Below are 21745 nucleotides of genomic sequence, written 5' to 3' on the forward strand. Positions count from 1 at the left end.
GCGCAGACCGAACAAAAGGCCGATATCCAATCAAGCCATGCTGTGAAACAGCATTCAGCTAAACATTGGAATTGTAGCGTCTCGCCTTCGCTTATGCCCTCATAAAGGGGTAAAGCGTCGCAGCGATGAGACGGGTGCATGGCTCTTTGTCATGACGCTTGCATCATTGAGATATCGTGCCTGGGCGGTGGCCTGGATGGGGTAAAACGCCTGTAGCCCTCAAAGATAGCCGCCGCTGTCGTGGTCTTGGCTAGAATCCTGTTCGACAGCTCTATAACTTTGATAGCAAAAATCCATTGTGTCTGATCGACTTGCCGTACTTTCCCAATATTTCTTGCCCAAGCAGGCGCTGACCGCGCTGATGGGAAAACTGGCGCAAGCCGAGGCCGGCGGATTGACGACGGCGGTCATTCGCCGCTTTATCCAGCGCTACCGGGTGAACATGGCCGAGGCCGCCAATCCCGATCCTGCCGCCTACAAGACCTTCAATGCCTTTTTCACGCGTGCGCTCAAGGACGGTGTTCGCCCTCTGGCGCAGGCGGACTGGATTTGCCCTGTAGATGGTGCGATCAGCCAGTTCGGCAGAATCGAAGGCGAGCAGATATTTCAGGCCAAGGGGCATCAATACAGTGCGACCGCCCTGGTGGGGGGCGATGCGGCTCTGGCCCGTCAGTTCGATAACGGCAGCTTTGCCACGATCTATCTGAGCCCGCGCGACTATCACCGCATTCATATGCCTTGTGCCGGCAAGCTGCGCAGCATGATCTATGTGCCAGGGGATCTATTCTCGGTGAACCCGGCTACTGCACGTGGCGTACCCGGCTTGTTCGCGCGCAACGAGCGCGTGGTCTGCGTGTTCGATAGCGATCATGGGCCATTCGTGCTAGTGCTGGTGGGGGCGACGATCGTGGGCAGCATGGCAACGGTGTGGCACGGCCTGGTCAACCCGCCGCGCCCAGGCCATATCAAGACCTGGAATTACGATGGTGCCGAAGCGGTGATGCTGGCTAGAGGCGAAGAGATGGGTCGCTTCCAGCTCGGCTCCACAGTGGTCATGCTGTTTCCACAAGCGGCAGGCCTGCAGTTCAATCCGCAGTGGCAGCCAGCCGCGCCGGTGCAGCTGGGTCAGGTCATGGGCAATGCACAGATCAAACTGGGCTGATAGCCGGAGGATTCCATAGAAAAAGCCGCTGATGCCATGAGCTCGGCGGCTTTCTTGTTTTGAGGGATCAAAGAAACCAGGTCAGTGGTTCAGGCCGGCGTTCGGTGGTGAACACCGTGGGTGCAAGACTCAGGCGGTCGGGTTTTACCGGGTCGTCTTGACCTCGGAGGTAGACCATCAGTTCGCGTCTGCGCAAGATGACATGGCTGACGATTTCGCGTCGGCCATTCTGAGTGACCTCGGTGCCGGGGCGAAACAACGGCATATGAAACAGGCCACTGCGTGTGGTGGGCGGCGATGCCGCAACTTCATTGGAGGCGAGCTGCATGGGCTTTCCGTAGTAGTGGTGACTGCTTATCGGCAGCGAATCATCAAACTAAAGCCCGAATTGCCGGGCCTGATTCAACCGGGCTGGGCCAGGGCCTTGAGCAGCTCGGTCTCCATGCGCAACTGGCTGTTGTTGTCCTGCAGCTCCGGGCCTTCGATGAGGAAGGTGTCTTCCACGCGCTCGCCCAGGGTGCTGATCTTTGCCAGATGCACGCTGATATGGTGCTGGGCCAGGATGCGGGCAATGATGTAGAGCAGGCCGGCGCGGTCTGACGCGGAGATGGACAGCAGCCAGTGCTGGGCTTTTTCATCGGGGCGCAGGATGACGCGCGGAGCGAATGGAAAGCTTTTGACGCGGCGCGACAGCCGTCTTTGCGAGGGTGTGGGCAGCGGGCCGCCCCGCAGCAGTGTCTGCGTCAGATCGCTTTCCACCATGTGCATGAGTTCGCGGTACTGCTCCTGCATGGTGGGTGCGACGACCTGGAAGGTGTCCAGCGCGTAATCGTTGTTGGCCGTGTGCACGCGCGCATCGAGGATGGAAAATCCGGCCCGGTCGAAGTAGCTGCAGATGCGAGCAAACAGATCGGGCTGGTCGGGTGCATAGACCAGCACTTGCAGGCCTTCGCCGGCCAGCGACCGCCGGGCGCGCACCACGGGTTTGCCCTGGCCTACATGGCGTGAGAGATGGCGGGTATGCCAGGCGATGTCGGCCGCTTCATGGCGCATGAAGTAGCTCACATCCAGTGTCTCCCAGAGTTTCTTGTGGGACTCGAAAGGCTGGGCGGACAGAGCCAATTGCACCAGCGCCTCGCGTTTGCGGGCTTCGATTTCGGCGGCGGCATCCGGGGCGCGACCACCCAGCACGCGCAGGGTCAGTCGGTAGGTGTCTTCCAGCAGCTTGCCTTTCCAGGCACTCCAGACCTTGGGGCTGGTGCCGCGAATGTCGGCCACCGTCAGCAGGTACAAGGCGGTGAGCTTGCGCTCGTTGCCGACGCGTTCGGCAAAGGCGCGAATCACATCGGGGTCGGACAAGTCCTGCTTCTGGGCCACCTGGCTCATGGTCAGGTGCTCGCGCACCAGAAACTCGGCCAGCTCCGCATCGGCCTTGTCGATCTGGTGGGCGCGGCAAAAACGTTTGACCTCGACGGCGCCGATCACGGAGTGATCGCCGCCACGGCCCTTGCCGATATCGTGGAAGAGGGCCGCCAGATAGAGGATCCAGGGCTTGTCCCAGCCTGCTGCGAGCTGGGAGCAGAACGGATACTCATGCGCATGCTCGGCCATGAAGAAGCGCCGCACATTGCGCAGCACCATCAGGATATGCTGGTCCACGGTGTAGACGTGGAACAGATCATGCTGCATCTGCCCCACGATGCGGCGGAAGGGCCAGAGATACCGGCCCAGTACCGAGGTCTGATTCATCAGCCGGATGGCATGGGTGATGCCGCGCGGCTGCTGCAGGATTTTCATGAAGGTGGCGCGATTGACCGGATCGCGACGGAAAGCACTGTCCATCACATCGCGGCTGGCATACAGCGCACGCAGGGTGCGCGTCGACAGACCCGTCAATCCTTCATGCTGCTCATACATGAGAAAGGTTTCGAGAATGGCATGCGGATCGCGCTCGTACAGATCGTCGCTGACTACCTCGATGGTGCCGGCCTTCTCGCAGAATCGATCATTGAGCTGAATCAGCTCGTGCGAGCCGGGGTTCAGGCGTTCCTCGATGCTCATGCGCACGATCTGGCACAGCTGGGTCACCGCCTTGGCGGCCCAGTAATAGTGGCGCATCAGGGTCTCGCCAGCGCGCATGGCCAGCTTGCGGCCCTCCGGCGTGGTGGAGCGGTAGCCAAAGGCTTCGGCCACGGCGGTCTGCAGGTCAAAGACAAGCCGGTCCTCATGGCGGCCGGCAGCGGCATGCAGGCGTGCACGGATCAGGCTGAGCAGGGACTCGTTGGATTCGAGCTGCTGGACCTCGAAATGGGTGATCAGGCCTTGCTCGGCCAGCTCATGCCAGCTGTTGCCGAAGCCTGCGGCCCTGGCCAGCCAGAGCATGGTGTGCAGATCGCGCAGCCCGCCGGGCGATTCCTTGCAGTTGGGCTCGAGCGAGTAGGGCGTGAAGTCGTATTTTGCGTGGCGCTGGCGCATCTCCAGCAGCTTGCCTTCGACAAAGGCCTTGGGATCGAGCTGCGCGCGGAACTGCTGCTCGAAGTCGGCAAACAAGGCCTTGCTGCCGGTTATGCGGCGTGACTCCAGCATGGCGGTCTGCACCGTCAGGTCCTGTGCAGCTTCCTGCAGGCATTCGGCGATGCTGCGCACGCTGGAGCCGATTTCAAGGCCTGCATCCCAGCAACTGCTGATGAACTGTTCGATGTTGCTCGCAAATTCCACAGCTGGCTGTGCACTGCTTTGGGGCAGCAGCACCAGCACATCGATGTCCGAGTAGGGAAAGAGCTGGGCGCGCCCATAGCCACCCACGGCCAGCAGGGCAGCGCCTTGCGGCATCTGCGCGCGTTGCCAGAGGGTGCGCAGCAGACCATCGGCCAGTTCACTGAAATGGTGCAGCACTCCGCGCACGCTGCGTCTGCCCAGCGTGGGGTTGCGCAGCAACTCCATCTGCCGGGCCTTGGCCTCGCGGTATTGCTCGCGCAGGCTCTGTAGCGAGGAGAGGTCGGAGACGTCGGCAGAGTGGGCGTAGGAGTGGGCAGAGGAGGTCATGCGCAGTAGAAAAAAGCGTTTCAACAGGGCAAGTGCTTGAGCGTCACCTTAACCCAACTGACTTGGGCTTGAGGCCTGTGATGGCAAAAAGATGAGCGCATGGCGCTTGCAGCACAAGGTCTACAAGCAAAAAATATGCCGCATCCAGCTTTGGCCGGATGCGGCATGCAGATCAGCGGCAGCAGCGCGCTCAGGTACGGATGGCCGTGATGAAGTCGGGCGGAGTGGGCGAGCCATCGGACCAGGTCAGCACGTCATAGCCAGTCTTGGTGACGGCCAGCATCAGCTCCCACTGGGCTGTCAGGCTGCGATCCTTGGTGACCACGGTCCAGCCGTCGGGCATGGCCTTGATGTCGCGCTTGCCCAGATTCAGCATGGGCTCGATGGTGAAGACCATGCCTTCTTCCAGCACCACGCCTTCGCCGGGGCGGCCGTAGTGCAGCACCTGGGGCTCGTCGTGGAACACCTTGCCGATACCGTGGCCGCAGTATTCGCGCACCACGGACAGGTTGTTGCTCTCCGCATAGGTCTGGATGGCGTGGCCGATATCGCCCAGCGTGGCACCGGGCTTGACCTGGGCGATGCCCTTCCACATGGCCTCGAAGGTCAGCTTGGATAGCCGCTTGGCAGCAATCGTGCCTTCGCCGATGATGAACATGCGGCTGTTGTCGCCGAACCAGCCGTCTTCGGTGATGATGGTCACGTCGACATTGACGATATCGCCCTTCTTCAAAGGCTTGTCGTTGGGGATGCCGTGGCACACCACATGGTTGACCGAGGTGCAGACATAGGCCGGATAGGGCGTCATGCCCGGAGGCTGATAGCCCAGGCAGGCCGTCTTGGTGCCTTGCTCGGCCATGCGTTTGGCACAGAGATCATCGATCTGCTGGGTGGTGATGCCGGGTTTGATGTGGGGGGTGATGTAGTCCAGCACATCCGAAGCAAAGCGGCCTGCAACGCGCATGCGCTCGATGTCTTCGGGGGTCTTCAGTGTGATGCTCATGGCCGCAATTATCCCATTGCGCGCTTGAACATGCAGGGCTTGTGGGTGTGAGCATTCGGACTAACCCCGAGGCACGGTAAAATCCGAGGCTCACCGAATTCAGCGCTTTGGCCCGGTCCTCTCAGGCAGAGGATTGGCCAGGACGCTTTTCAACAGCCTTCACATAAACAGGCCGCCACGTGACATTGCATCTGACACAGTTTGAGGGTGGAAACGCCCTGAGCTCGTTCCGCGCCCAACAGCTTCTGACCGACCTGGTCGCCATCCACCCCAAGATCACCGGCGTATCTGCACGCTTTGTGCACCTGGTTGCCACCGAGGGAGCAGTTGCGCCCGCATTGCAAGAGCGCCTGTCGGCGCTCTTGACTTATGGTGACCCCTATAAGGGCAGCGCAGAAGGCCTGGCTTTCATCGTCACCCCCCGCCTGGGCACCATCTCTCCCTGGGCTTCCAAGGCGACCGATATCGCCCGCAACTGCGGCCTGAATGTGTTCCGCGTGGAGCGCATGACCGAGTATCGCGTGGACATGAAGTCCGGCCTGCTGGGCGGCAAGCCCGAGCTGTCGACAGAGCAGACCGCCCAGGTCGCCGCTTTGCTGCACGACCGCATGACCGAGTCCGTGTTTGCGACACGCGCGGAGGCCGAGCAGCTGTTCACCACCCTGGCTGCACAGCCCATGGAGTTTGTGGATGTGCTGGGCGGTGGCCGCGCAGCGCTGGAAACCGCGAACAAGCAATGGGGCCTTGCCCTGGCCGAAGACGAGATCGAGTACCTGGTCAACGCTTTCAACGATCTCAAGCGCAATCCCACGGACGTGGAACTGATGATGTTCGCGCAGGCGAACTCCGAGCATTGCCGCCACAAGATCTTCAACGCCAAGTTCACCATCGACGGCGTGGAGCAGGACAAGTCGCTGTTCGGCATGATCCGCAACACCGAAGCCTGCTCGCCCCAGCACACCGTGGTGGCCTATGCAGACAACGCTTCCATCATGGAAGGCCATGAGGTCGAGCGATTTGTCGCCAAGTTCGATGCCAAGGCAGACGCAGTCAGCGCGCCCAGCTATCAGAAGCAGGCGGCTACCAACCATGTGCTGATGAAGGTGGAAACACATAACCACCCCACGGCGATTTCGCCCTTCCCCGGTGCATCGACCGGCAACGGCGGCGAAATCCGTGACGAAGGCGCAACCGGCCGTGGCTCCAAGCCCAAGGCCGGCCTTACCGGCTTCACCGTCTCCAAGCTCTGGGGCAGCGAAGTCGGCAAGCCCGAGCACATTGCCAGCCCGCTGCAGATCATGATCGAAGGCCCTCTGGGTGGCGCGGCGTTCAACAACGAGTTCGGTCGTCCCAATCTGACCGGCTATTTCCGCGAGTACGAGCTGCAGGTCGGCGACATCACCCGCGGCTACCACAAGCCCATCATGATCGCCGGCGGCCTGGGCGTGATTGATTCCGAGCTGACCAAGAAGATCGAGTTCCCTGCTGGCACGCTGCTGATCCAGCTGGGCGGCCCCGGCATGCGCATCGGCATGGGCGGCGGTGCGGCAAGTTCCATGGCTTCGGGCACCAATGCGGCAGAACTGGACTTTGACTCGGTGCAGCGCGGCAACCCCGAGATCGAGCGCCGTGCACAGGAAGTCATCAACCATTGCTGGCAGCAGGGCGCAGGCAACCCCATCCTGGCCATCCACGACGTGGGTGCCGGCGGTATCTCCAATGCCTTCCCCGAGCTGACCAACGATGCCGGGCGCGGTGCACGTTTTGACCTGCGAGCCGTCAAGCTCGAAGAGTCAGGCCTGTCGCCCAAGGAAATCTGGTCCAACGAATCGCAGGAGCGTTACGTGCTGGCCATCGCTCCCGAATCGCTGGAGCAATTCACGGCCTTCTGCGAGCGCGAGCGCTGCCCGTTTGCCGTCATCGGCACGGCCACCGAAGAGCGCCAACTGGTGCTGGAGGACACGGCGGTCGAGTCCGGCGACCAGAAGTTCCCCGTGGACATGCCCATGAACGTGCTGCTGGGCAAGCCGCCCAAGGTGCACAAGGATGTGACCAGCGTGGAGCGCGAGCTGCCCGCCATGGACCTGACCGGCGTGCCGCTGGAAAAGGCCGTGATCGAAGTGCTGGCCCACCCTACTGTGGCTTCCAAGCGCTTTCTGATCACCATCGGCGACCGCGCCGTCGGTGGCCTGACCCATCGCGACCAGATGGTCGGTCCCTGGCAGGTGCCTGTGGCCGACGTGGCCGTGACCCTGGCCGACTACAAGGGCTTCAAGGGTGAAGCCATGGCCATGGGCGAGCGCACACCGCTGGCCGCCATCAATGCGCCCGCCTCGGGCCGCATGGCCGTGGCCGAAGCCATCACCAATATGCTGGCCGCGCCCATCGAGCTGTCCAAGGTGAAGATGTCGGCCAACTGGATGGCCGCCTGCGGCGAAGTCGGTGAAGACGCTGCACTGTACGCCACCGTCAAGGCCGTGGGCATGGAGCTGTGCCCTGCGTTGAACATCTCGATTCCCGTGGGCAAGGACTCCCTGTCCATGCGTACCCAGTGGAGCGAGAACGGCCAGACCAAGAAGGTGACCTCGCCCGTGAGCCTGATCATCACCGGCTTTGCCGCCATCGACGATGTGCGCACCACGCTCACGCCCCAGCTCAATGCCGGGGTGGAAGACAGCACCCTGGTGCTGATCGACCTGGGCCGCGGCAAGATGCGCATGGGCGGCTCCATCATCGGTCAGGTGCTCAATCAGTCGGGCAACGAAGTGCCGGATCTGGACGAACCCAAGGATCTGATCGCCATGGTGGATGCAGTGAACGCACTGCGCGCCAAGGGACTGATCCTGGCCTACCACGACAGGGGTGACGGCGGCCTGCTGGCCACGGCCGCCGAAATGGCCTTTGCCGGCCATGTGGGCGTGGCCTTGAATGTGGACATGCTGATCACCGAAGGCGATGGCATCTCCGACAGCCGCATGGACAGCGGCGAAGGCAAGAACTGGGGCAAGCAGGTCTCCGGCCGTCGCGAAGACCTGACCCTGCGCGCGCTGTTCAACGAAGAGTTGGGCGCCGTGCTGCAGATCAGGACGCAAGACCGTGCCGAAGTGTTGCAGGTGCTGCGTGAACATGGCCTTATCCAGTGCAGCCATGTCATCGGCAAGACCCGTCCTGCTTCGTCTCCTGTGGACGCCGGCAAGGGCGAGCTGCAGGTGTGGCGTGATGCGAACAAGGTGTTCGGCGCAACCCTGTCCGATCTGCACCAGGTCTGGGATGCCGTGAGCTGGAAGATCACCCAGCAACGCGACAACCCCGTGTGCGCCGACAGCGAGCATGCTGCGGCGGGCGAACCCAGCGACCCCGGCATGCATGTGCATCTGACGTTCGACCCTCAGGAGAATGTGGCAGCGCCCTTCATCAACGTGGCTGCCAAGCCTCGCGTGGCGGTGCTGCGCGAGCAGGGTGTGAACTCCCATGTGGAAATGGCCTACGCCTTCACCGAAGCCGGCTTTGATGCAGTGGACGTGCACATGAGCGACCTGCAGTCCGGCCGTGCGCAGCTCAAGGACTTCGCCGGCGTGGTGGCCTGCGGTGGCTTCAGCTACGGCGATACCCTGGGTGCGGGCATTGGCTGGGCGCGTTCCATCACTTTCAACGACCGTCTGTCCGAGCAGTTCCAGGCCTTCTTCGGTCGTACCGACACCTTCGGCCTGGGCGTTTGCAACGGCTGCCAGATGTTCGCCGAACTGGCCGACATCATCCCTGGTGCACAGGATTGGCCGCGCTTCACGCAAAACCAGAGTAACCGCTTCGAGGCGCGTCTGAGCATGGTGGAAGTGCTGGAGTCGCCCAGCCTGTTCCTGCAAGGCATGGCCGGCTCCCGTCTGCCCATCGCCGTGGCGCATGGCGAGGGCTTTGCCAACTTCCAGTTCCGTGGCAATGCCGAGCAGGTGGTCAAGTCCATGCGCTATGTGGACAATCACGGCCAGCCTACCGAGCAGTATCCGTTCAACCCCAACGGCTCGGCTGGCGGGCTGACCGCAGTGGCCACGGCTGATGGCCGCTTCACCGCGATGATGCCTCACCCCGAGCGCGTGTTCCGCAATGTGCAGATGAGCTGGACTTCGGGCGACAAGTCCGAATTCAGCCCCTGGATGCGCGTCTGGCGCAACGCACGCAAGTGGCTGGGTTGATCCCCTGGCACTGCTAGTGCAATCAAAAGGCTCTGCATTGTGCAGAGCCTTTTTTCATGTCTCATGGCCTTATGGAGATCGGTTGCAGGCAAGGGTGAGTCGCTTTACGCGTTCTGTTGAAGGCCTGTGCCTAGATCGTTTCGAGCTGCTGCATCAGATGCTGGCGCATCAGCTCGGCCATCTTTGTGGCTGGTTTTGCGTCCACATGCCAGCTGCCGTGGCGGGTGAGGATCTCGAAGCCTCGTCGCATGTCCGGCACGTGGTGACTCAATGCATAGCCGATCAACTGCGCTTTGTGGCAGGCCATCTGGGCTTGCGGCACGGTTGCCGGTACCAATGAAGCCGCTGCCGCAACTGCCTCGCCATCCGGATGCTGATCGAAAATGTCTTGGCTCATGACTCAAGGCTCCAGCCAGGGCATGCTTGGCAGTCCCTGGCGTAGGTGTTGAATAGCGCATGCTTCAGCTGCACCGACTTCCTCGCCGCAGTCGCTGATGCTTTGACAGCATCAAGCCCGCAACATGCGGGAGCCAGTCAAAGGCCGCGAATGCCTGGCTCTGCAACAGATATTCCCAGCGTGACTGTTGCTGAGGCCGGCATGGCGACAGCTATCGAGCGGGCAACGCTGATTTTGGGCTGCTTCATGCATGTAAGGCGGGCGAATGCCTTGACTCTCAAGTCAGGCGTGCGTCCGGGCGCAGAGATGTAGCTGCTTCATGTCAAAATCCATCGATTGGTGTGAATAGGTGCAGTAGCTCTGTGCAAAGGGCTGCTGCTGTTTGCCGCTGGTGCAGCGTCGTTAGGCGGCGCCAGCATGGCTTGGGTATGACAATGGTACGCAAATGCGTATATTTGTCAATATTAAGTTACGCATATGGGTATTGGTTCGCGTTTGCGTGAGGAACGAGAACGCCTTGGTTTGAATCAGGAAGGGTTTGGCCAACTTGGCGGCGTGCGCAAGCAGGCGCAACTGCTCTATGAGAAAGACGAACGAAAGCCGGATAGCGAGTACCTTGCTGCAGTTGCCGCAGCAGGCGTTGATGTGCTGTTTGTGCTGACCGGCCAGCGTCAGTCAGATTTGCCAGCGGAGGATGCCAGCGAACAGCTTTTGCTGGATCACTTTCGACGCTGTTCCTCGGCTGCCAAACAGCATCTCTTGCAGTCTTCTATTTTGTTGGCAACGGGCCTGTCAGATGAAGTGTCGTCAGTGGCCGAATCACCGACCCGCAACCGGCTGCCAAGGCCTTGACATAGGGTGTGTGGCTTCGCAGGCGTCCTGGCCGGTTTGACCCAGAGAAGCCAGATCCTCAGTATCCATTCGACAGCCGCATGGGTAGCCAGCTGCTGTTGCGAGCAGCTTGAACGGCATGAGCACCTACGCCGGGTCAAGCTATTGGTAAGCAAAAGTAGCACGGATGCTAAGGTGTGGCGGCAGCGGAGTCGGCACTTGCATCTGCGGCGGTAGTGATGACTCCGGCAATTGCTTGAAAGCGCGGCGCTGCAAATGAGTGAAGAAGCCGGGTGATGCATGTCAGCCGGCTTCTTTATGTTCTGATTTTTTGTACGTTTTCATCGGCACAGTGCCGTGGCGATGATAGGCTGACGCATTGCGCGCAACGGTTTGCGCGGTCTGTCAAAACACGGTTTTTGCCGCGCTGAAAGCACTGTTTCAGCAAAGTGCGGACGAGGTTTTTCGAGGGTAGTCTCGCACTCGCCCTTGGTGCGTTAGCGCCTCGAACTATCAAGATATGGCGTCGATTCGGGACGGGAGACATTGGTGTCGCGTGTATTAGCAACGGAAGCGGAAGTTTTGGCACTGTCGCCGGATGCTGCGTCATCCAAGGCGGCCAAGGGACTGCAGTCCATGAGCAAATGGCCGAACACAGGCAGCAATGATGCTGCGGTATGGGGGGAGTGCCAGGGCAGCGGCAGCAAGCCGTATCAGACTCAGGTCGATCTGAGCGGTCCGGCCTTCAAGTGCTCCTGCCCCAGCCGCAAGTTCCCCTGCAAGCATGGGCTGGCGCTGATGCTGCTGCGCGCAGGCGGCCAGGTGCCGGAGGGCGGCGAGCCCCCGGAGTGGGTCAGCAACTGGTTGGGTGGTCGTCAGCAAAAAGCCGAACAGAAAGAGGCCAAGGCGGCGGCCATTGCCGCTGCGCCGGTTGCCGATCAGGAGGCTCTGGCCAGACAGCAGGCCAAGCGCGAGGACAAACGCTGGGACAAGGTTGCTGGCGGCATGCATGAACTGTCGCTATGGATGCAGGACATGGTGCGCACCGGTCTGGCCAATCAGGCCGGCGACAGTCAGGCGCGCCAGCACTGGAACACCATGGCGGCACGCATGGTGGATGCCCAGGCCACGGGCATGGCCGCACGAATCAGGGAAGCCTGGGAGCTGGTGGACAGCCACCCGACCTGGCCGCGTGACCTGCTGGTGCAGCTTGGCCATTGGCAACTGCTGGTGGACGCGGTGCAGCGGCGTGACTCGCTGAGCCCAGAGGTGAAGGCCGACGTGATGGCTGCCCTGGGCTGGCCCATGGACAAGGCCGAAGTGCAGGCCCGTGGCGAGACCATCAGCGACGATTGGCGGGTGCTGGGCCAGCGCCTGATCGAGCGCGAGGGTCGACTGCTGGAGCGCCGCGTCTGGTTGCAGGGCCTCAATACCGGCCGCGTGGCCCTGATGCTGGACTATGCCCAGGGCGGGCGCGGGTTCGAGACGGCCTGGGTGAGCGGCGGCGCCTACCGCACAGCCTTGAGCTTCTACCCTGGCAGGGCGAGCTTGCGGGCGGTTGCCGTCAATGGGGTTGAAGCACTCGACAGCTGCGATGCCGCTGCCCTGGCGCTCAAGGCTCTGGGCGAACCTTTGCAACAACTGGGCGAGCGCATTGCCGCCAATGCGCTGCAGCCGGTGCAGCCGCTGTGGTGTGCGAATGCCCAACTGCTGTATGCCGAGGGGCAATGGCTGGTGGGCTGGCCCACAGGGCAGAGCCAGGCGGCGCCGGTGCCAGCCGTAATTGCCGATGATGAAGCCTGGCGGCTGCTGGCGCTGAGCGGCGGCACGCCTCTTGCCCTGTTTGGCGAGTGGGAGTCCGGGCCGCAACTGGGGCGCTGGCGCTTGCTCAGCGCCTGGCAGCACGATGCTCACAGCCAGGCCTTGTCCCCCATCTGGCAGAACCAAGGAGAGATGCGATGAGCAGCGCCAATTTATGGGCTGCGCTGCAGCAGTCAAGTCTGGTCGGCGCGGACAGGCTGGCCGTACCTGCGGTGCTGACCGCACAGGTCGATACCGCAGCCAGCCCCGGTTTGCAAGCCATGCAAGCCGCCTGGCTGCAGCCGGCTGCATCAACGGCTGCGCAGCTGCTGAGGGCCAGCGCCGTCGCAGCCGTCCTGGAGCGGGCGGGCTGGCAACCCGGTGCGCAGGTTCGGCTCGGCGCACCTTTGAGCTCCCCGGCATTGCCTGCCGACGAGTCTCGTTGTGCGCCCGAGGATGAGCGCTTGCATGGCCTGATGCGTGATGTGTTGCAGCATGGGCCCGAGAGCATGCTGGCTCCCATGTTTCATGCCCTCGATCAGGCTGGACAGCGCTTGCCCTATGCGCTTCTGGTCGAGGCTTTGAACGAAGGCCGCCGTTCTGTGGAATTGCGTACCTGGCTGACGCCGGTGCTTGGCGAGCGAGGACGCTGGCTGGCCGGGCTCAACCCGCAATGGAGCTATGCCAGCGGCGTGCAGGAAACGGCCAATGCCGAGCTGATCTGGCAGGAGGGCTCCATCGAGCAGCGCGTGGCGCTGCTGCACAGCGAACGTGAGACCGATGCAGACCGGGCGCGCGCCAGACTGGAAGCCAGCTTGAAGGAGCTCAATGCCAAGGAACGTGCGCCCATGGTGCTGGCCCTGGGCGTGGGACTGTCCATGGCGGACGAGCCGCTGCTGGAAAAGCTGCTGACCGATCGCAGCAAGGAGGTGCGCGAGAACGCGGCCCGTCTGCTCTCGCGTCTGCCGCAAAGCGCGCACAGCCTGCGCATCACGGGCTGGCTGCAGTCCATGCTGAGTCGCAATGCCAAGGGGGAATGGCAGGTCGAGCCGCCCGAGGAGGGCAGCAAGGACTGGGAACGCGACGGCATTGCGCTGCAACCGCCAGCCTATATCAAGGGCGTGAAAGCCTGGTGGCTGCAGCAGATGGTGGAGCTTGCGCCCCTCGATTTCTGGCTGCAGACCCTGGAGATGACGCCCGAGCGGCTCTGGGACTGGAGCCGCCGCAGCGACTGGAAGACCGCTTTGCGCCAGGGCTGGCTGGCGGCCCTGCGCGATCAGCCCGATGTGCGCTGGATTGCGCTGCTGCAGACCATGGAGCGCGATTCACGAGCCCAGGCGTTGCTGTCGGCCCTGCTGGACCGGCTGAGCCAGCAGGAGCGCGAAGCGCTGTGGCAGACGCAGTTGCAGCAGGCCAAGGGCAGCCTGGTGGACCGCATCAACACCATCGAGAGCAGCATGCCCGTGGTTGGCGTGTTTTCTCAATCCATGTCTGAGCAACTGATGGACGCTCTGGACAAGGCGCTGGGCGGCAAACAGGCCACAGGCAGCTGGCATAGCTGGCAGGCCGATCAGGCCGTGCTGGCCTGCGCGCGCCGACTGCATCCGGCCGTTCTGCCGCGCTTTGTGCGACTCTGGCGTCAGCCTCCACAGGCTGAGGAACTTGCCGTGCCGCAGCCACCCGAGGCAGCTGCTCCGTCAGGGCTGGCCGGGCTCTGGAAAAAGCTGGTATCCAAGGTGGCCGATGCGACCGAAGAGGTCGCCGCAGTGGCTGCGGAAAGCACCCTGACGCCCGAACAACAGGCGCGGCTGGAGCGCGCCCGTCTGCGCCCCTGGGATGACGAGCGCGTGCTCGAGCAACTCAACCGTATTGTCGATCTGCGCCTGGCCCTGCATGCTGCACTGAGCGCCTAAGCCTTCGAATTTTTCTGCATTCAACCCGAAAGTCACCATGAGCCAAGTACTACGTCAGCACGCCGAGGCGCAATTTGCCGAAGAACTCGATGCCCTGCAGAAGGTGGACGACCGTCCGCGCCCGCCCAACTGGAAGCTCTCGCCCTGGGCCGTGCTCCAGTATCTGATGGGTGGGAAGCTCAGCAACGGGTTTGAGCTCAGCCCCAAATACATCGGCAATCCGCGCCTGATGGAGATTGCCGTGTCCACACTGGCCACCGATCGTGCCTTGCTGCTGTATGGCGTGCCCGGCACGGCCAAATCCTGGGTGTCCGAGCATCTGTCTGCGGCCGTGAGCGGCGATTCGACCATGCTGATCCAGGGCACGGCCGGCACCAGCGAGGAGCAGCTGCGCTATGGCTGGAACTATGCCCAGTTGCTGGCCCACGGTCCGTCCGAGAAAGCACTGATTCCCAGCCCGCTGGTCAATGCCATGAAGTTGGGCAAGATTGCGCGCATCGAGGAGCTCACACGTATTCCCGCCGATGTGCAGGACACGCTGATCACCGTGCTGTCCGAAAAGACGCTGCCTGTGCCGGAGCTGTCCATGGAGTTCCAGGCCGTGCAGGGCTTTTCGGTCATTGCCACGGCGAACAATCGCGACAAGGGCGTCAACGAGCTGTCCAGCGCCCTGAAGCGCCGCTTCAACACTGTTGTGCTGCCTGTGCCGGCCTCGCAGGACGAGGAGGTGCAGATCGTCACCAAACGCGTGGCCGAGCAGGGGCGGGCGCTGCAGTTGCCCACCGAGCCGCCTGCACTGCAGGAGGTGCGCCGTGTGGTGCAGATTTTCCGCGAGCTGCGCCACGGCCAGACCGAGGACGGCAAGACCGTGCGCGTGAAGTCGCCCAGCTCCACGCTGTCCACGGCAGAGGCCATCTCGGTCATCAACAGCGGCATGGCGCTGGCTGGCCATTTCGGCGATGGCGTGCTGCGCGCGGCCGATGTGGCCTCGGGCCTGCTGGGAGCCGTGATCAAGGACCCGGTGCAGGACACGGTGGTATGGAAGGAATATCTGGAAACCGTGGTCAAGGAGCGTAGCGACTGGAAGGATCTGTACCGCGCCTGCCGCGAGCAACTGTAATTCGGCGAGCGGCTGCCACAGCCCTTGATACTTCGTTGCTTTGTCTCGCCGTAGCGCTGCTACTGTCTTCGACAAAGACGCCTCGTCTCAAGCGCGAATCTTTGATTCGCTGGGCTGTGCCAACCGCATTGAAATGCAGTCGCTCCTCAAGAATTTCTGATTGACCCAGCCCATGGCCACTTCCGCTGATTCTGTTCATTTCTTTGGCATACGCCATCACGGGCCAGGCTGCGCGCGCAGCCTGTTGCAGGCGCTTGAGGCCTTGCAACCCGATTGCCTGCTGGTGGAAGGCCCGCCCGAGGGGGAGGTGCTGCTGCCCATGCTGCAAAGTGCCGAGCTGCGCCCGCCGGTGGCCATGCTGGTCTATATGCAGGACGAGCCCAGCCAAGCCGCGTTCTATCCGTTTGCCGAGTTCTCACCCGAATGGCAGGCATTGCAGTGGGCCAGTCGCCAGGGTGTTGCCACCCGCTTTATCGACCTGCCCCAGACCCATGGCATGGCCATCGAGTTTGCGCGACGCGAAGCGCTGAAGAAGGCGGCTCAGGAAGCCGAGGAGACTGTGCTGTCGGCGGCTGTCCCGGACTCGGAGCAGGATGCCGCAGAAGCGCCAGAGGATGCGAAGGCCGCGACGCTGGCCGATATGCAGGACGGTGACGAGCATGAGTTGCAGTTGGACCTTCCGGCACCGGCCCCTCAACATCTGCACCGCGATCCGCTGGACTGGCTGGCCCATGCCGCAGGCTTTGACGATGGTGAGAGTTGGTGGAACCGTCTGGTCGAGGAGCGAGGTGACAGCGAAGCACTGTTTGAAAGCATTGGCGAGGTGATGACGGCAGCGCGCGAAGAGCTGGCCAAGGACGGCGAGCATTGGCGCGGCGAGGAATACATGAAGCGCGAAGCACTGCGCGAAGCCTATATGCGCCAGTGCATTCGCGAGGCGATCAAGGCCGGTCACCAGCGCATTGCCGTGGTCTGCGGTGCCTGGCATGTGCCGGCGCTCAAGGCCAGCGTGACGGCCAAGGCCGACAGTGCCCTGCTCAAAGGCCTGCCCAAGGCCAAGGTGATGGCGACCTGGGCCCCCTGGACTTACCGCAACCTGGCCAGCAGCAGCGGCTACGGCGCGGGCGTGACTTCCCCAGGCTGGTACCAGCATTTGTGGCAGTGCTATCAGCCGCCCCCGGATTTGGAGTCAGATCAGCCTCAAACTATTGATGGTAAAGCGCAAGCAGCTATCAAAAACGAGATTTCTCCAGCCACGCTGCGCACGGCGGGCTGGCTGACGCGCGTGGCCCATCTGCTGCGCGACAAGGATCTGGATTGCTCCAGCGCTCACATCATCGAGGCCACGCGGCTGTCCGAGAGTCTGGCGGCGCTGCGCGGCCAGCCCATGCCCGGCCTGGAGGAAATCAACGAGGCCATAGTCACCGTGATCTGCATGGGCGAGGACGCTTCGCTCAGATTGATCGACGAGGAACTGACCGTCGGTCATGTGCTGGGCCAGGTGCCTGCCGATGTTCCCCAGGTGCCGCTGCAGCGCGATATCGAGCAGCAGCAGAAGTCGCTGCGCCTCAAGCCCGAAGCGGCAAGCAAGTTGCTGGCGCTGGATTTGCGCAAGGACACCGATCTGGCACGCAGCCATTTTCTGCACCGTCTGCGTCTGCTCGGCATCGACTGGGGCGTGCGCGCCACCGATGCCCAGCGCAACCGGGGCACTTTCCGCGAAAGCTGGCAACTGCAGTGGGAGCCCGAGCTGGCGGTGCGCATCATCGAGGCCAGCGTGCACGGCGCGACCGTGGCCCAGGCGGCCACGGCAAAGCTGCGCTCCAGCCTGACGCCCGAGACCTCGCTGCCCGAAATCGCGCAGGCCATCGACGATGCGTTGCTGGCCGATTTGCCGCAACTGGTCGAGGCCCTGATCGCCACGCTGGCACAGCGTGCCGCCACCACGGGCGATGTGGCCCAGCTTCTGCAGGCCTTGCCTCCGCTGGCCAATGTCTATCGCTATGGCAGTGTGCGCCAGACGGATACGGCCCTGCTGGCCGGCGTGATCGATTCGCTGGTGCTGCGCGCCGCCATCGGCCTGCCTGTCGCCTGCATGGCCATGGATGAGGATGCTGCGGCCGCCATGAAGACCAAGGTGCTGGCGGCGCACGAGGCACTGCGGTTGCGCACCAGCGACGGCGAGGCGCAGCAGGCGGTGGATGCCTGGCGCCTGGCACTGCGCAGCCTGGCCATGGGGGATGCTGCAGCGGCGCTGCTGCGCGGCATGGCCTGCCGTCTGCTGCTGGACGAGCAGTTGCTGGAAAGCGCTGAAATCGTGCGCCAGTTCAACCGCAATCTTTCGCTGGGTGCGGCACCTATGGATGTGGCGGCCTGGCTGGACGGTTTTCTGAACCGGCAGGCGCTGGTGCTGCTGCATGACGAGTCCATCTGGGGGGCCGTCGATGCCTGGCTCAGCGGTCTGGGCGAGGTGCAGTTTGCACAGATTCTGCCGCTGGTGCGACGCAGTTTCTCGAGCTTCAGCAATCACGAGCGGCAAAGTCTGGGCGACAAGGTCAAGCGAACGCCTGTGGGGGGCGCTGCGGCACCCGGTCCTGCGGTGGGCGCTGCGGACGATGCCGCGCCCTGGGATGAGTCGCGTGCCTTGCTGGCCTTGCCCGTGCTCAATGAGTTGCTGGGCTTGAATCTGTCTCAGGCGCTGATGGGCCAATCCCAAACAGCTACCGATTTTGATGCGGCTGCGGCCAAGGTGTGACGATGAAGCAGACAGCAAATTTGGCAACCGAGCCGCAACAGGAATCCGAAGAGCTGCAGCCCACCACGCGGCTGCAGCGCTGGCGCATGGTGCTGGGCAGCCCCGCTGACGCGAGTTGCGGCGGTGTTACAGGCCGCTTGCAGGAGATGGATCAGGCGCTGGCGGCCTTGTATGAGGAAGACAGCAAGCTGGCATCGCGCAGGGGCGGACGCGGCAACTCCTCACCTTCGGTGTCGCGCTGGCTGGGCGATATCCGCAAATACTTTCCGAGCCAGGTTGTGCAGGTCATGCAGCGCGATGCCATGGAGCGCCTGAATCTGCGCGAGCTGCTGCTGCAGCCCGAGATGCTGGAGAACGTGCAGCCCGATGTGCATCTGGTGGCGGACCTGATTTCGCTGGGCTCGGTGATTCCGCAGAACACCAAGGCCACTGCGCGGCTGGTGGTACGCAAGGTGGTGGACGAGCTGATGAAAAAGCTCGAGGAACCCATGCGCAGTGCCGTGGCCGGGGCATTGGACCGCAGCCAGCGCAACCGCCGCCCGCGTCATGCCGAAATCGACTGGAATCGCACCATACGCGCCAACCTGCGCCATTGGCAGCCTGAGTACAAGACCATTGTTCCAGAGACGCTGATCGGCTATGGGCGCAAGGCGCGCCGCCCGCAGCGCGAGGTGATTCTGTGCATTGACCAGAGCGGCTCCATGGCCAATTCGGTGGTCTATTCCAGCATCTTCGGTGCGGTGATGGCCAGCCTGCCGGCCGTGGCCACCAAGCTGGTGGTGTTCGATACGGCCGTGGTCGATCTGACGGAAAAGCTCGACGACCCCGTGGATGTGCTGTTTGGCGTGCAACTGGGCGGCGGCACCGATATCAATGGTGCGGTTGGCTATTGCCAGGGGCTGATCAGCGAGCCGCGCAACAGCATTCTGGTGCTGATCTCCGACCTTTACGAGGGCGGTGTGGAGTCGGGCCTGTTGCGCCGCGCCAACGAGCTGGTGGAAGCAGGCGTGCAGTTCATCACGCTGCTGGCGCTCAGCGACGAGGGCGCACCGGCCTATGACGCGGAACTGGCGGCCAAGCTGGCAGCACTGGGCGTGCCCTCGTTTGCTTGCACTCCCGATGCGTTTCCGCAGCTCATGGCCGCGGCCATCCGCCGCGACGATGTGGCCGCCTGGGCGGCGACGCAGGGCTTCAAGACCAGCAAATAGGAAGACCGCCCGAAGAAGGCTGCTTGTTGGGGCTCAGTCCCGCAGATCGATACCAAGCCTGGCCAGCCTGGCAGCCATCACATCGCGGCGGCGCGCGGCCTTGGCAGCGGTTTCGCTGACCGTCGCAATGGTCTTGGGGCCTTTGCCCGCTGCGGCCTTGACCAGTTCCGCCTTCTTGGCGGCCTCTGCGGCAAGTTTGCGGTAGCTGGCAATCAGTTCGGCATGAGCGATGGCTTGAGTCACAGGGTTTCCGTTCGATGAGGGCGCTCATTGTCGCTGCAAAGCCTTTGCCGTGCTGATTGCCTAGGCGATTGGCAACTTCCTGCCGCAGTCGCTGCACGGTTTGCAGGCATGATGATGGACATTGAAACCAACTGGGGAGTGCGATGGCAGGTGCCGGCCTTTTGATGCTGCTAGACGATATTGCAAGCATGCTCGACGACGTGTCTTTGATGACCAAGACCGCTGCGGGCAAGAGCACGGCGATTCTCGATGACGTGGCCACACAGACCAAGGTGGCGGTGCAGAAGACGGCCGGCGTGCTGGGCGATGATCTGGCTCTCAATGCCGAGCAGGTCACGGGAGTGAAGGCCAACCGGGAGCTGCCAGTGGTCTGGGCGGTGGCCAAGGGTTCGTTGATGAACAAGGCCATCCTGGTGCCGGCGGCACTGTTGATCAGCGCCTTTGTGCCCTGGTTGATCACGCCTTTGCTGATGGTGGGAGGCGCTTTTCTGTGCTTTGAAGGCGTGGAAAAGATCCTTGAGCTGTTTCACAAGCACCCAGAGCATGACGCGCATGACGCCGTGGTGGATGCTGAGGAGGCGGCCCATAAAGGTGTTGCGCCTTCATCGGTGCGAGCCGCACGTGAAAAGCAGATGGACCCGATGGAGTATGAAAAGCAGAAGGTCAAGGGGGCCGTGCGCACGGACTTTATTTTGTCGGCCGAAATCATGGCGATTGCGCTGGGTACGGTGTCTGCCAAGCCCATCTGGGAGCAGGCCTCGGTGCTGATCGCCGTGGCTCTTGCCATCACCGTGTTCGTCTACGGACTGGTGGCCGGGATCGTGCGCATGGATGACGTGGGCGGCTGGCTGATGGCCAAGGGCAGCAGCGCTGCCAAGGCCATGGGCCGTGGTCTGATTGCTTTTACCCCGTGGCTGATGCGAGGGCTGTCCATTGTGGGCACGGCTGCCATGTTCATGGTGGGCGGTAGCTTGCTGGTGCACGGCATAGAGCCGGTCGAACATTGGATAGAGCAGGTGATCGTGCCCACGGGCGGTATTGTGGCAGCGCTGGGACCGGTGTTGGTGCATGTGGCTGTTGGGGCCGTCATTGGCGGTGCGGTAGTGGTGTGCGTGGAGTTGTGGCACAAGCTGCGGCCAGCCAGGGTGGCTCATCCGAATTGACGACTACCATCACTGTTGACGCAAATTTTTGCGCTTCATCAGTATCTTGGGCGGACGTGGCCGATGGGCAACGTCCGCTTTTTTCTTTGCGGTGTTGGTGCGCGGGTTGACCTGGGACAAACCCGTGTGGCAGTGGCTTTGTTTCAATGGATGCCAAGGGATGCAAAGCATTGCACTCACCCAATTCTTCAAGGAAAGAACCCATGAAAAAGACTCTGATCGCGATTGCTGCTGTTGCCAGCGCCCTGACCGCAGGTACCGCTTTTGCCCAATCTTCGTTTGACGGCTCCAGCCCCTGGCAGGTTCGTGTGCGCGCTCTGCATCTGGACAGCGACAACGGTGGTGCTGCCGGAGACGCAGGCGTGAGCATCAACAACAAGTGGATGCCTGAGCTGGACGTGTCCTACTTCTTCACGCCCAACATCGCGGCAGAACTGGTGCTGACCTATCCTCAAAAGCATGATGTGCGCCTGAATGGCGGCAAGATCGGTTCGCTCAAGCATCTGCCCCCCACCTTGCTGGCGCAGTACCACTTCACCAACTTTGGGGCCTTCAAGCCTTATGTGGGGGCGGGCGTGAACTACACACGCTTCTCGAACGTGGACATCCTGGATGGTGCCGTGACCGTGAAGAAGAACAGCTTTGGCGGCGCGCTGCAGGTTGGCTTCGACTATGCGCTGGACAAGAACTGGTCACTGAACTTCGACATCAAGAAGGTGTATCTGGGTACCAAGGTCACAGGTGCAGGCGTGTTTGAAAACACCAAGTTCAAGGTTGACCCATGGCTGGTGGGTGTGGGCGTGGGCTATCGCTTCTGATAGCTTCACGGCAAAGAGTGTTCTCGTCTGCGGCCTTCTTCCCGCAGGCGAGGCACGCACCGCAGGCTCTGCGGTGCATCGGAGTCAGCAGGTCGGC

15 protein-coding genes are annotated in these 21745 nt (G+C 62.5%); 10 read left to right on the plus strand and 5 right to left on the minus strand.

Annotation, left to right across the window (positions count from 1 at the left end):
• Nucleotides 1–298: 298 nt before the first annotated feature.
• Nucleotides 299–1162, plus strand: a complete 864-nt coding sequence (gene asd / locus F0P97_RS09875) for an archaetidylserine decarboxylase (RefSeq protein ID WP_182286561.1) — start codon at nt 299–301, stop codon at nt 1160–1162.
• Nucleotides 1163–1229: 67 nt separating this feature from the next.
• Here asd and F0P97_RS09880 read toward each other — a convergent pair whose 3' ends face one another.
• The 3 genes from F0P97_RS09880 to map all read right to left on the minus strand — a co-directional run bounded on the left by F0P97_RS09880 (nt 1230) and on the right by map (nt 5210).
• Entirely contained in the window at nt 1230–1490 is a 261-nt protein-coding gene (locus F0P97_RS09880) for a hypothetical protein (protein WP_182286562.1), read from the minus strand.
• A 74-nt stretch (nt 1491–1564) separates the two neighbouring features.
• Nucleotides 1565–4207, minus strand: coding sequence for a [protein-PII] uridylyltransferase (locus F0P97_RS09885; protein ID WP_232538182.1), 2643 nt, complete (start codon nt 4205–4207; stop codon nt 1565–1567).
• Between the two features lie 190 nt (nt 4208–4397).
• Complete coding sequence (gene map, locus F0P97_RS09890; RefSeq protein ID WP_003066441.1) at nt 4398–5210, minus strand: type I methionyl aminopeptidase; 813 nt, start codon at nt 5208–5210, stop codon at nt 4398–4400.
• 179 nt (nt 5211–5389) lie between these two features.
• Here map and purL point away from each other — a divergent pair, with 179 nt between their 5' ends.
• Complete coding sequence (purL, locus tag F0P97_RS09895) at nt 5390–9400, plus strand: phosphoribosylformylglycinamidine synthase (RefSeq protein ID WP_182286564.1); 4011 nt, start codon at nt 5390–5392, stop codon at nt 9398–9400.
• Between the two features lie 130 nt (nt 9401–9530).
• Here the strand turns inward: purL and F0P97_RS09900 are convergent, their stop codons facing one another.
• Nucleotides 9531–9797, minus strand: a complete 267-nt coding sequence (locus F0P97_RS09900) for a hypothetical protein (RefSeq protein ID WP_182286565.1) — start codon at nt 9795–9797, stop codon at nt 9531–9533.
• A gap of 477 nt (nt 9798–10274) precedes the next feature.
• On the opposite strand from F0P97_RS09900, the gene F0P97_RS09905 reads away from it, so the two are divergent.
• The 6 genes from F0P97_RS09905 to F0P97_RS09930 all read left to right on the plus strand — a co-directional run bounded on the left by F0P97_RS09905 (nt 10275) and on the right by F0P97_RS09930 (nt 19424).
• Nucleotides 10275–10649 carry a helix-turn-helix domain-containing protein gene (locus F0P97_RS09905; protein ID WP_182286566.1) on the plus strand — a complete coding sequence of 125 codons (375 nt, stop codon included), beginning with the start codon at nt 10275–10277 and terminating at the stop codon, nt 10647–10649.
• A gap of 561 nt (nt 10650–11210) precedes the next feature.
• Nucleotides 11211–12590, plus strand: a complete 1380-nt coding sequence (locus F0P97_RS09910) for an SWIM zinc finger family protein (RefSeq protein ID WP_182286567.1) — start codon at nt 11211–11213, stop codon at nt 12588–12590.
• On the plus strand, nt 12587–14341 hold the full coding sequence (locus tag F0P97_RS09915) for a DUF5691 domain-containing protein (protein WP_182286568.1): 1755 nt from the start codon (nt 12587–12589) through the stop codon (nt 14339–14341). Before F0P97_RS09910 ends, F0P97_RS09915 begins: the two co-directional genes overlap by 4 nt.
• 37 nt (nt 14342–14378) lie before the next feature.
• A complete protein-coding gene (locus tag F0P97_RS09920; protein ID WP_003069729.1) occupies nt 14379–15461 on the plus strand; it encodes an ATP-binding protein in 1083 nt (360 codons plus the stop codon).
• 172 nt (nt 15462–15633) lie between these two features.
• Nucleotides 15634–18216, plus strand: coding sequence for a DUF5682 family protein (locus F0P97_RS09925; protein WP_182286569.1), 2583 nt, complete (start codon nt 15634–15636; stop codon nt 18214–18216).
• Between the two features lie 2 nt (nt 18217–18218).
• Complete coding sequence (locus F0P97_RS09930) at nt 18219–19424, plus strand: VWA domain-containing protein (RefSeq protein ID WP_182286570.1); 1206 nt, start codon at nt 18219–18221, stop codon at nt 19422–19424.
• 33 nt (nt 19425–19457) lie between these two features.
• Here F0P97_RS09930 and F0P97_RS09935 read toward each other — a convergent pair whose 3' ends face one another.
• Nucleotides 19458–19667, minus strand: a complete 210-nt coding sequence (locus tag F0P97_RS09935) for a hypothetical protein (RefSeq protein WP_182286571.1) — start codon at nt 19665–19667, stop codon at nt 19458–19460.
• Nucleotides 19668–19810: 143 nt separating this feature from the next.
• Between F0P97_RS09935 and F0P97_RS09940 the strand changes: the two genes are divergently transcribed.
• Nucleotides 19811–20830: a DUF808 domain-containing protein gene (locus F0P97_RS09940; protein ID WP_182286572.1), complete on the plus strand. Its 1020-nt coding sequence runs from the start codon at nt 19811–19813 to the stop codon at nt 20828–20830.
• A 203-nt stretch (nt 20831–21033) separates the two neighbouring features.
• Nucleotides 21034–21648: an OmpW/AlkL family protein gene (locus tag F0P97_RS09945; RefSeq protein WP_003080665.1), complete on the plus strand. Its 615-nt coding sequence runs from the start codon at nt 21034–21036 to the stop codon at nt 21646–21648.
• The last annotated feature ends 97 nt before the right edge of the window (nt 21649–21745 follow it).

This window comes from Comamonas testosteroni, assembly GCF_014076415.1.
Taxonomy (GTDB): Bacteria; Pseudomonadota; Gammaproteobacteria; order Burkholderiales; family Burkholderiaceae_C; genus Comamonas; species Comamonas testosteroni_F.